The following is a 10,972-nucleotide window of genomic DNA, read 5'->3' on the forward strand; positions in this document are numbered from 1 at the left end:
GATGACCGACGCCGACGCCACGTAGCCGGAAGCGGATCAAAGGATCAGGCCCATCTCACGCAAGGTGGGCCTGATCGGCGGTCCCTCAGGGACCCCTCCGCTCCGGCTGCCCCCTTCGCCGCAGAGGAGTGCTGGTGTGACGCCCGCGTCGACCGACTTCTCAGCTGACAGAACTCGGAAGGGGAACGATCACCTGCAGCGACTTGTCGTCCGGCATCTCAACTTGGACCTTCATATCGCCCTTGGTGGCCACCGGCCTGTCACCCTCCAGCGGAACCTCATAGCCGTCCGCCTTGAGCTCACCCATGTATTCCTTGAACGTGGCGTAGTCCCCATCGTCCTCCGGCAGGTCGTAGGTGAGCACCAGGGTGTCGTCGCTGGGGTTGCTGATCCCCGTCAACAGTTCGTCCGACGGGAGGGGAGGCGCGGCATCCGGGTAGGCGACGGTCATGCGGAACGCGCCGCTTTCCGTGCCGTAAGTGAGCTCCTGCTGGCCCCGACTGAAGGTCCCGTTCTCGTGCGCCTCGTATCCCTTCTCCTGGAGTGTCTTGTTGTACTCCTCCTCGGCCTCCTCGAGAGGGCCGGTGATCTCGAACTCCAGATGAAGGATCTCTTCCTCCGTGAAGGCGGAGGAAGGAGTGCCGTAGCCGATCGGCAGCGGCAGGGACGTGGACTTCGAGTTGTCGAAGTCGCTGTTCCCGCCTTCGCCTCCTGTGTCGGAGCCGGACGACGAGCCCTTACCGGACCCGGATGACGAGCCGCCCTCGCCGTTGTCCTTTGAGTCGCCTCCCTGGGACTTCGATGCGCTGCTCGCCGGCTTGCCGGAGCCGTTGCTGTCTTCCTCCGGCCCGCACGCCGAGAGCGAAATCGTGAGCGCCGAAGCCAACAGAATCGCCGGAACGACGGAACGAGTTCGTATCCGCATGTGTGTGGTTCCCCTCAAACGCTTGCAATGTAAAGCGGGGAGGTCGCCCCACCGTCGCCAACGGTGGTTGCTCGCCGCCATCAGCAGAGAATAGACATCAGACGTCTGACAACCTAGAGTATGCGTTGCTCAGTGCTCGCGCATGCGTCCCTCTCATCCCGCCCGCTCGATGAAATGGCAACATGCCGGAGCGATGACGGCCGTTCCTTCGAGGACAAGGCTGCCGCACGCCGGTGACGCGCTCGTGACGAACTTTGCCGCAGGTCCACGGCGTGACGATTCCGAGGAAAATGCGGGCCATCACCGGCACGTTCACCTCGCTGACCCGCGCCCGCAGTGCGTCCTCCGAGCCCGCCAGGCATCCCCAGGCACTGCCCGCTCTCGTCGTTGGCAGCGTCTCCACAGCCCTGGCTCTGCGTCCATGCACGGCACTTCTGCACATACTCCGCGGTGATACGACCTCCCCAGAAAGGGATTCCTTCCGTGAAGAAAACGCGCGCTTCCGCGAAGACGCTCCGTACGGTCACTTCGACCGCCGTCATGACTTCGGCGCTCCTTGGCAGTTCTGTCGCTTTCGCCCCGTCGGCCTCCGCGCACCCCTCCAAGTGCACCCACTACATCAAGCCCCTCCACCCCGTCCGCTACGCCTTCGTTCCGGCAGACTCGCTCGACCTCGGCTCGGCCCGCACAATGCACCCGTACCCGCCACACCCCGGGCGAGGTCAGCCGGAAGGTGTGGTCATGCCCATGCGACCACACCGCCACCTCACCTGACGCCGATTCAAAGACAGCCTCGCCCAGCTCATCCCACGACCGGCGCGTGTCCTGAGGCGGCTCACCATCCAGACTTCTACCGTTACCGCTGCCGTGTGAGTATGACCCGCACTCAGAAGATCAAAGCGTCCCTGAAACCCCGTCAGGAACGACTCTTCTCCGGCATCGTCAGGGAAGGGAACGGGGACCTGGGGCTCGTCGGATTCCTGGAAGCACCAGCTGTGGTACGAAATATGAACCCGCAAAGGCTTGACCCGGTTCACCTTTGCCGTGGCCGCCCCCCTCATGTCTGCGAGCGAGTCTGGCACACCTGGATGGCGTCATTCGTGCTGGATTAAGCCGACGAGGACCCTGCTGAATCTCCTCGGACCGGTCAGTTCCGCGATGCGTGCCAGTGAAGTTCGTTGCGAACTGGATCGCTCGACCACGCTTTGATGCAACCCACGGCAGCCAGCTGATGGATCGACGCGTCCAGTTCCTCGACGGCCAGAGCGCTGATGCGTGCGAGCTGGTCGGTTTCCAGGCTGCCGTGAAGGCCACCCGGGGGACAGGTGCGGTGAGAGCGGTCAGCCGCAACGCTGGGTCGCTCGCGGCCTGCTGCATGGCGCGGCGAGGGTCGGGGGCGGCCGTGCTGGGGGCATCCTCGTGGGCCCGCGGGGCCTGGCCCGCCGCGGGTGCGGCTGAGGCAGCGGCCTGGCGGCCGCTGTGCGAGGTCGGGTACTCCGTCACGCCTTTCGAGGTTGAGCGGCCCGCGGACGCGCAGGGGATCCCGGGCAACGACGCGCAGTGCCCAGTCGGCGGCTCGCGCCCGGTCTCGACGTCCCGGCGCCTGGAAGAGCAGGCCGTGGTCGAGGAGCTGGACATCCACGGGGGAGTGGCCCGGTGTGCGCGGTGAGGCCTCGGAAGTCCTCACCGACCGTCTGCGCAGTTGTCGCGTGAGTGTGCCTGACGGGGACAGCAGGCGTGGGTTGCCGCCTGGTTGATTGCACACGTCGCCCAGCAGCCGGCAGGCGATGACGGTCATGCCGGTGCCCCGGCCCACCGGTCACGACGACAATGCTGGACGGCCATCTTGCGTTGCTTCGAAGGACGCTGACCTCGTGGGGACCACGCACCTCGTCGGCCCAGTGCAATGTGTGCACGACGACGATCCCGCCCTCGGCATGCACCGCTACGAGATACCCCTTCTGACGCATGGTCATCGTGGCGATCCCTGCCCGGCCGGAGTCCTCTAAGGCATCCCGCATTAGGGCATAGACATTCGCGTCGCCCTCGGACCTGGGCTGAACGTGGTACGTGGCGTCGAAATGGCCGGGCTCGATGTCCTCCAGGCACGCGAATCCCGTGATTTCCACCGCCTGGGAGCGCCCCGGTGCCAGTTCGTCGAGGCTCGTCGGGCTCCACCACGACATACCTCTCGTCGCCCGGTCTCATAGGCCTTGACGATGCTGTCGAAGGAGACTCCCTTCCCCGTGCGCTCGTTCATTCGCTTGTTCCGGACCCAGTCGGACGTCCCGCGCTGGAGTTGATGAAACCGGACCGTGTGGGACTCCGTCGCCGTCACCAGCGCAATGGGCAAGGTGACCTTCTCTGAACTGGCGCGCTGCCCGGTTGCCTGGGGTGGCCCCGCGGAAACGCGGGGGCATTACGGTCTCGCGACCACACGTTGATCTATACGCCACGTGCACGCGGGTCCCAGTGGGCTCTCTCAGCGGCCCATGCCAGCGGCAGGCCCCGGCGCCCGGGATGGTGCCGGGGGCCTGCCGTCTCCGACAAACGCATGCTCCGGTGTATCGCTTGGCTCGAGACATGTGCCGGGCTCACAGGATGCGGCGCATGTCCACGACCGGCACGTCACTGGTCTCGTCGGTCGTCAGGTGGTCGCGGTGGCGGCCTTCGGTGACCAGGTCCCGCAGGTACATGCCGGGGAAGTCCAGCGGCTCGTCCCGGCCGGTGAGCGCGATGCGTACCCGATAGGCATCGCCATCGCGCAGCAGGATGTCGCACCACTGGGGTTGTGGGGCGTCGATTCCGGTCAGGGTGACGTGCTCCTCCGCCATGGACTCTGCCCAGGTGGCCAGGTCTTCCAGAAGCCAGGCCATCTGCATCCAGGACGGCGCGGCCGGGGCGGGTTGCCAGTCGTGCTTTCGGCGTCCTTCTCGTCCGGGGACGGGCGGGGGCCCATCGGCGTACTGGGGCGGGTCACCCGCGGTTCCGGTGTCGATCATGGTCAGGCTGCGGCCGGTGATGTCGAGTGCACTGAGGCGGTACCCGTCCAGGCCGAGGTCGAAGACGGATTCCGAGGTGCGGGTGAGGAAGATGCTGTCGGGCGAAGCCACGGGTGATTGCCCTGCCTTTCGGGAGAGGAGCCGCCCCCGGTCCCCAAGCCTGGTCAGGCTCGAAGACCGGGGGCGGCATGAACGCGCTGGATGGCTGTCGCACGTAACGGTGATACGCCGTCAGCGTGCTGCGGTCTCCCGCCTGAGCGGCTCATAGCCGGCTGCCAGCTTCTCGTTGACGCCGGCCTCCACCTCCGCGGCACGCTGCGTGCGGGCGAGAGGCTCGTAGGCGCCGACGTACTTCTCGTTGCCCTCCGTCGCGACAGCGCGGCGGTTGGCCTTCGACAGGGACTTCGTCACCCAGTTCGGGCATCGGACTATGCCCACGCAGTACTGGGTGATCACACCCTTGTCCTGCCCGTCGCGGAGCTCCTTCTCGTTGACGGTCAGGAGCACCTTGTACTGCTTCACCAAGCGACACACGCCGTTGCGGCACTTGTACTTCCCCGCGTAGCCGGTTTCCTGGTGCGAGTCACCGCTGATGTGCTTCCGCTTCGGGGACTTCGCGATGTACTCCACGGCCGAGTACTTCGTGATGTTGTGCTTCCGCTTGACCTTGGTCCAGCCGAAGCCCCTGTCCGCGCCGGCGTTGTAGTAGCCCAGCCGCAGCGACGCCTTCCCCGGACCGCGGTAGTCCAGATGCTTGAGAATCTTGTACGCCGGATCGGCCTGGGGCCGGGACTCGCCGCTGGTCGAAGCGGTCGCCGTCCCAGTTCCCCCGAGGACACCTACGGTCGCCGTGACCGCGACTCGCCGGTGCGCTGGGCCAGGCCCGGCGCACCAAACTCGCAGGTACTCCGCCATCCACCTCCGTCCCCCTGCCCGGCATGGCTCACGGCAGCCCGGAGACATTGCTCGGGATCGCCCGGATGTGGCCGTCCATGACGGACGCACTGCCGTACCAGGACCGGCGCGCTCCGGCCCGGCAGCCCTGGCCCCCCGGGAGCAACAGGCTCAGGTGGCAGGAGAGTCGTAGGCCCAGCGGTGCTCATCGGGGAGTGTCGGATACTTCGTCGCGGCGTGGCGCGACGTGGAAGTCGAACGCGAGCGTCCCGGGGTCCAGGGCCGTCGCCCCGCCGTCGACGGTGAGCACGGCACCGTTCACATACGACGCTGCCGGGGACAGCAGCCAGCCGATCGCCTCCGCGATCTCACGCGGCTCACCCGGTCGGCCCAGGGGAAGGTGCCCGGTCACCTCCTCATAGGCGTCATCCACGCCATCGCCCCGCAGGTCCGCTTCAGCGGCGAAGCGCGCCATGCGGCGGTCGGCCATCTCGCTCCTCACCCAGCTCGGACACACGATGTTGGCCCGCACCCCCTGACGCCCGTAGTCGACGGCGACGGAACGGCAAAGCTGGAGCAAGGCTGCCTTGGACGTGGCGTACGGGGCGTTGCTCGTGCCGTTGCGCAGCGCGGATACCGAAGCGACAGCGACCACCGCTCCGCTCGCCTCCAGCAAGTGCGGGATCGCCGCGCGCAGGAGCAGCAACGGGCCGGTGACGTTCGTGCGCATCACCTCGTCCCAGTCCTCCAACGACAAGTCGCCTACGGTCCCACCGCGCCCGATGCCCGCGTTGAGTACAAGTCCGTCGAGTCGCCCGTGGACGGCCAGGGCGGCTCGAACGAGACCGTCGGCGGCCTCCGGGTCCCCTACATCGGACGGATGCGCGAGTACCCCTATCTCCTGTTCGAGACGTCGCAACGGCTCGCTCCGCCGACCGGAGGCGACCACGTGGTGACCTCCTTCTCGGAGCAGCCGGGCGGTGGCCTCTCCAATGCCCGTACCTCCACCGGTCACGATGACAACTCGCTTGTCGGCCACTGCTTTTCTGGCTCCTTCTGGATTGCAGGACACATCCGAGCCTAGGCCCCGCTGATCCTTTGCCGACAACTTTGAGACAGGAAGTCCGTCATGCCCCGCGGCTGAACGATCGCAAACGCCAGGTACCTGCCATTTCGGGGGCGGCGGTGGGGGAAACCCGCCCCTTGACTCTCCTGTCAGGTCTACTGCCACCCCCAGGTCGTCCTGCTGCACTGAGACCACCCGCATTCGACCTCGACGAGGACTGACCGACATGCCCCAGATCGCTGATATTCGTCTACCCGTCGTCCAGTTGGTCAAGTCTCCGTCGACCACCACGGTGCCGCCGGCCTCAGCGAAGCCAGTGTCGGCTTCCCGGAGCGAACTCTGACCGCGGTCGTGGGCCCTCCCGGTGCGGGCAAGAGCACACTCCTGCGGTGCGCCTCGGGCCTGGAGCGACCAAGCCAGGGCAAGGTCTTCCAGGGCTCCCGGGAGCTGGACGCTATGGACGAGCAGGAACTCACGGAGCTTCGAGGTCTTCTCGTCCCGCAGCAGCCCGCTTTGCTCACGGCGCTCACCACGTACGAGGCCTTGGCCCAGGGGTTGTGCGCCACCGACCGCACGGCCCGGCGGACTGCTGTCATGGAAGCTCTGCGCCATGTGGGTCTTGAGGAAGAGGCCGGGCAGAACCCGGCCGGCCTCTCCGCCGAGCAGCAAAAGCTCGTGGCCATCGTCATGGGGAGAGGCGCCGTGGGTTTTGATCTGCAGGACCTCGACTGGGGCGACGAGCCAGACCGGGCTAAGGCGTTCATCCTCCGCACCGTCGAGCTCGCTTTGTGCCGGCACCGCTGGAACGAGCTGGGTTACGAGCCGCCGTTCGCTGAGACGTACCTGCACCAGATCAAACACATGGTCTCGGAATTCGATCCGACTCCCTCTTCTCACCACGGCGGTGAGATTTTCCCCGGACCGGATGAGGCGGCGATGGCATCCTGCGTGCGGTCACCGAGTGCTGAGCGCACCGCTCTGGACGGGGTGCCTTTCTGCACGCGTCCGTGACCACCACTAGCAGTTGAGGTCTCAGAACGGGATCCCTTCCTCCAGGGCATTGGCCACGTTCGGCCAGGGGGGTGCGAGCGGGGCTACGTGGTTCCAGAATCGGTGGCCGGCTCTGAATCGTGTGTTCTCCGCAGCCGAGGCACGCCTTCTCGGCGCCCGAGCCCCACCACATCGGCACCCTGCTCGTCCGCGCCGCGTCCTAACCACCCAGCCGCCCCTGCCGGCTGGGTCCCCCGGAATGACTGCCGGGGCCTCTTCATGTCGTGCTCGTTTGCCGCTCCGGACAGCAGGGCCCCATTGCACACACGAGGCGGACCATCGCTCCCTCGGGGCCCCTACCTGTACTCCACGGATCGGGCGAGGCGGTCGGATACGTCCGTCAACCACTGGCGGAGTGAAGTGCCCTTGGGGGGATAGACCTCGAGGCCGAGCACGTTCGCAGCGTGGCTGAGCTCGGTGTCCGACTCGATAAGCGACAAGAGCGTGTGAATCTCCTCTACTGCTTGACGGATGTCATCAGTTGGTGCCCCTGAGGAGTAGTCAGCGATCGCTTCATCATGAGAGGCGTAGTCGTGAGAGAAGTCCTGGTGGAAGTAGGCGCCGAGCAACTGGTGCAGCTCCGGGAATCGGGCTCTCCATTCCCATTTGGTCTGCGGCGCCATAGGTTTCACCACGTTGTCGGCGCCAGCCATCCGAATCAAATGGTCACGAGCGATCTGAAGGCATTCCTCGACGCTACGCCCTGCTGCCGGCTTGATACGGGGCAGGAGGTCCACGTCGTTTGCGATTTCCTCACTGGCCAAGCCGATGTGGAGCAGCTCATCGATTTCACGGACCGCCATGTCGAGTCGGTCTGGTGTATCGCGTGACAGCCGCGCATACGCCTGGAGGGCAGGCCCTGGTTGGTCGGGCGTATCCGTGAAGGTGTAGTCAATCGAAGCGTAGGAATCGAGCAGTTCGTGGAGGGCGGGGAAGCGTTCATACTCCGCAAGATCTCTGGGGTGGCTCATGCTTCAGTCTCCGAGGTTAGGGAGTGGGGAACGACGTCTGGATGCGGAACCCGTCCGCAAGGTCGGGATCGCGGCGCAGCACCAGCCTCACGCTTTGGACGTCGTGCGGTCCCGAGCCACGTATGAAATCTTCACGGGACAGGCTACGCCCCGTAACCTCACCAAATTCTACCTCGATCACCTTTGAGGAGCCCTTGCCGCCGTCAAGCCATCTGCTTACTTCGCTCTGCTTGTCCAGCATCGCCGCATCCGTGAAGCGTTGGGCATCGGCTTCATCGCGGAAAGTGGAACTGCCGGCGATGTTCGGATCGTCACGAAGCCGAGCTCGCAGTTCGGTGTCAGTTTTCCCGACATGCTTATCGATCGTGTGGGCCCCTTTGAGCCCTTCGTTGCCCTTAATGTCCGCCCGGTGTTTGGGCTGCGTGGACCCCTTTCGTTTGCTTCGCGGCCAGGCGTTCCAGTCACCCTGGCGCAGGAGTGGTCCTCTCGGACCGACAGGCGGGACACGTTCATGTATTCGCTGCTGAACGGCGAGCAGTGATGTCGCTGGGCCTGCCCGAGCGCGATGGGTGAGACGCGGGCGCCGGCTCAGCTGGCGGCAGCGGTGCTCCGCGGCCCGAAGATCGTGGAGTCCGCGACAGCAGCCGTGTAGCGCCTGTTCCAGCTGTCGTGGTTCCGAAGTTCCCGCCCGTTATCAGTCGATGCACGGGCGGTTTGCTGTTCAGGTCAACGAAGGACCAGGGCAATCACCTCAGGCTTCCGCGCGGTGCGGGAGCCGATTTCGAGTCCCTGTGGAGGGCATGCATGGCTACCGGAACCGTGAAGTGGTTCAACTCGGAAAAGGGCTTCGGCTTCATCGAGCAGGACGGTGGAGGTCCGGACGTCTTCGCTCACTACTCCAACATCAGCAGCTCCGGCTTCCGTGAGCTGCAGGAGGGGCAGAAGGTGCACTTCGACGTCACCCAGGGCCAGAAGGGCGCCCAGGCGGAGAACATCACCCCCGCCTGACCCTGAGCGCCCCAGTGGCTCGCTCCCGCCAGCTGGGAGCGGGGCCACTGCGCGAAGCCGGTGAGCTGGTCGCAGAGCATCACGGCGAGTAGACCGGCGACGTCTACGCCCAGGAGGCCATGATGGAGTCATGCGGACTCAGCCTGTGCTCGTCTTCGATGGAGATTGCGGTTTCTGCACCATCTCGGTGAGATTCGCCGAGCGACGCATCCGGCCCCGCTGCGAGATCGTCCCCTGGCAGTTCGCGGACCTGCAGTCGTTCGGCGTCACCCAGGCACGAGCCGAGTATGAGGTGCTGTGGGTGACTCCCGTGGGAACAGTGCACGGAGGTGCCCAGGCCGTTGCGAAGACACTCTTGAGCGCAGGCCGGGGATGGTCGCTGCCGGGTGCGTTGCTCATGCTGCCCCCCCCGTGCGGTGGACCGCCCACGGTGTCTACCGGCTGGTGGCGAACAATCGTCACCGCATGCCGGGAGGGATAGTGGCATGCGCTCTGCCTAACCATCGAACACAAGGACCGTAGCGGCCGGCAGAAATTTGGGATCCTGCAATGCGCGACAAACGCGAGCGAGTTCCCGCGTCAGGGCCGTATCAACTCATTGGCTTTTTGCGCATGGCCAGATTGCGGCCGGGCACACGACTGCTCGGAGGTTGATAATCATGGTTCCCCTGCTCCTCGTTCTGCTTCTCGCACTGATCCTCTTTGGTGCCGGATTCGCGCTTAAGGCCCTGTGGTGGATTGCCGTCATCGTGCTGGTGCTCTGGCTTCTCGGCTTCGTTCTCCGCAGCACCGGAGCCGGCGGCCGCAGGGGCCGCTGGTACCGCTGGTAGACCGTCTCAACCTATGGGTGGGGCCGGACCAGATCGATCTCTGGTCCGGCCCCACCTGCATGCTTGCGCTTTTCCCATCCGGCATAAGCCTTCGAGAAACGCCCAGGCGGATCCATAGGGTTGTGAATTGGGGGAACCCGGATCCACAGGGCCGGGGTGGGCGGCGTCTACGCAGGGGACCTGCGCCTCCAGCGCCTTCCGCCCCGGCCGCCGTTTCCGGCGCCAGTAGGCCTTCGACCTACTCGCCGACCCGGACGTGCTCCCCTGCGACATCTGCTGCCCTCAACGTGCCCTGGGGTTGGATCGTCATCGGGCACAAGACCAGTGATCCTGCGTGATTCGGCGCCCGGGGCCGGTGCCCTTGCAGCGGATCCGGCCACCTGGTCTCTCGGCCGGGGTGGGCGGCGTTTACGCAGGGGGCCTGCGTCTCCAGCGCCGCCCGCCCCGGGCCCCTCCGCGTGCTTCAGCAGATATGCCTGGCGGGGGCTCACCTGCCGTTCTCTGCCTAGTCGATGTCTTCCCGCGGGGCGCTGCCCTGTTGGGGAGCGCACGCGGCCAACGTAGCAATCCGCCCACCAGCAAATGTGTCCTACATGCGGGCGAGGAGGGCGCTTACGGTCTTGCCGCCGGACGGTCGGCGGGTGACCGTGGTGGCGCGGGCGAGGCGGTTGACCATGGGCCAGCCGAAGCCTCCGGTGCCGCCGTTCAGGTCTGCGGTGCGCATCCGCGGTAACCGCGGGCTGAGGTCGTCGACGGACACCTCGATGAGGCCGGGGTGGGCGGTCAGGCGGAGGGTGTAGGTGCCGCCGCCGTGGCGCAGGGCGTTGGTGACGAGTTCGGAGACGACCAGGACGACACTGTCGGTCGCTTCTGAGTCGACGGCCGACTGCCCGAGGGTTTCGAGGAACGCCCGGGTGGTCTCGCGTGCGCCGGAGACAGTGGTCGCGGAGCGGGTGGTCGTGGCGTTGGCGCACATCGTGTCCATCAGGCTCCCCTGGTCTCTGGCTCGTCAATGCCGGTCCTGCCTACGCCGCCCTTTATGCCCCGCCTGGCACCCCTCAACCCGGCGGGACTCGATTACCTCATCGCCGAAGGCATGGAAATCTGCCTTGGCCGGAGTAGACATTGGGTGGTGGCGTGGCTATGGTTTCTCTCGTAGCCCAGAGAGACAGCAGGGCCTGGCAGAGACGAACTGCCGGCAGCAGTACATGCAGTTGCAGTGCGCA

11 protein-coding genes and 2 pseudogenes are annotated in these 10,972 nt (G+C 66.0%); 4 read left to right on the top strand and 9 right to left on the bottom strand.

From position 1 onward, the window contains the following. Positions 1 to 160: 160 nt before the first annotated feature. From ACGFNH_RS27115 to ACGFNH_RS27140, 6 genes and pseudogenes are all read right to left on the bottom strand, one after another. Positions 161 to 925, bottom strand: coding sequence for a hypothetical protein (locus tag ACGFNH_RS27115; RefSeq protein ID WP_393658000.1), 765 nt, complete (start codon positions 923 to 925; stop codon positions 161 to 163). A 1,499-nt stretch (positions 926 to 2,424) separates the two neighbouring features. Next, entirely contained in the window at positions 2,425 to 3,111 is a 687-nt protein-coding gene (locus tag ACGFNH_RS27120) for a Ku protein (RefSeq protein ID WP_393658002.1), read from the bottom strand. A gap of 11 nt (positions 3,112 to 3,122) precedes the next feature. Continuing rightward, positions 3,123 to 3,278, bottom strand: a pseudogene (locus ACGFNH_RS27125) (Ku protein); the annotation flags it as partial. 241 nt (positions 3,279 to 3,519) lie between these two features. Further along, positions 3,520 to 4,038 (bottom strand): hypothetical protein, encoded by a 519-nt coding sequence (locus ACGFNH_RS27130; protein ID WP_393658004.1) that lies wholly within the window; start codon positions 4,036 to 4,038, stop codon positions 3,520 to 3,522. Between the two features lie 120 nt (positions 4,039 to 4,158). After that, on the bottom strand, positions 4,159 to 4,842 hold the full coding sequence (locus ACGFNH_RS27135) for a hypothetical protein (protein WP_393658006.1): 684 nt from the start codon (positions 4,840 to 4,842) through the stop codon (positions 4,159 to 4,161). Between the two features lie 184 nt (positions 4,843 to 5,026). Then, positions 5,027 to 5,860 carry an SDR family NAD(P)-dependent oxidoreductase gene (locus tag ACGFNH_RS27140; protein ID WP_393658008.1) on the bottom strand — a complete coding sequence of 278 codons (834 nt, stop codon included), beginning with the start codon at positions 5,858 to 5,860 and terminating at the stop codon, positions 5,027 to 5,029. Positions 5,861 to 6,238: 378 nt separating this feature from the next. On the opposite strand from ACGFNH_RS27140, the gene ACGFNH_RS27145 reads away from it, so the two are divergent. Next, positions 6,239 to 6,898, top strand: coding sequence for an ATP-binding cassette domain-containing protein (locus ACGFNH_RS27145; RefSeq protein WP_393658010.1), 660 nt, complete (start codon positions 6,239 to 6,241; stop codon positions 6,896 to 6,898). A 335-nt stretch (positions 6,899 to 7,233) separates the two neighbouring features. Here the strand turns inward: ACGFNH_RS27145 and ACGFNH_RS27150 are convergent, their stop codons facing one another. Continuing rightward, the gene (locus tag ACGFNH_RS27150; RefSeq protein ID WP_393658012.1) at positions 7,234 to 7,908 is read right to left on the bottom strand and encodes a contact-dependent growth inhibition system immunity protein; all 675 of its coding nucleotides are present in this window, start codon (positions 7,906 to 7,908) and stop codon (positions 7,234 to 7,236) included. A 16-nt stretch (positions 7,909 to 7,924) separates the two neighbouring features. After that, positions 7,925 to 8,572 carry an RNase A-like domain-containing protein gene (locus ACGFNH_RS27155; protein ID WP_393658046.1) on the bottom strand — a complete coding sequence of 216 codons (648 nt, stop codon included), beginning with the start codon at positions 8,570 to 8,572 and terminating at the stop codon, positions 7,925 to 7,927. Positions 8,573 to 8,712: 140 nt separating this feature from the next. On the opposite strand from ACGFNH_RS27155, the gene ACGFNH_RS27160 reads away from it, so the two are divergent. From ACGFNH_RS27160 to ACGFNH_RS27170, 3 genes and pseudogenes are all read left to right on the top strand, one after another. Continuing rightward, complete coding sequence (locus ACGFNH_RS27160) at positions 8,713 to 8,916, top strand: cold-shock protein (RefSeq protein WP_393658014.1); 204 nt, start codon at positions 8,713 to 8,715, stop codon at positions 8,914 to 8,916. A 130-nt stretch (positions 8,917 to 9,046) separates the two neighbouring features. Then, a pseudogene (locus tag ACGFNH_RS27165) lies at positions 9,047 to 9,438 on the top strand (thiol-disulfide oxidoreductase DCC family protein). Positions 9,439 to 9,575: 137 nt separating this feature from the next. Continuing rightward, positions 9,576 to 9,746, top strand: a complete 171-nt coding sequence (locus ACGFNH_RS27170) for a hydrophobic protein (protein WP_393658016.1) — start codon at positions 9,576 to 9,578, stop codon at positions 9,744 to 9,746. 589 nt (positions 9,747 to 10,335) lie between these two features. On the opposite strand, the gene ACGFNH_RS27175 is transcribed toward ACGFNH_RS27170, so the two are convergent. Next, the gene (locus ACGFNH_RS27175) at positions 10,336 to 10,731 is read right to left on the bottom strand and encodes an ATP-binding protein (protein WP_393658018.1); all 396 of its coding nucleotides are present in this window, start codon (positions 10,729 to 10,731) and stop codon (positions 10,336 to 10,338) included. Positions 10,732 to 10,972: the final 241 nt, after the last annotated feature.

Source organism: Streptomyces sp. NPDC048639, from assembly GCF_043199075.1.
Classification (GTDB): domain Bacteria; phylum Actinomycetota; class Actinomycetes; order Streptomycetales; family Streptomycetaceae; genus Streptomyces.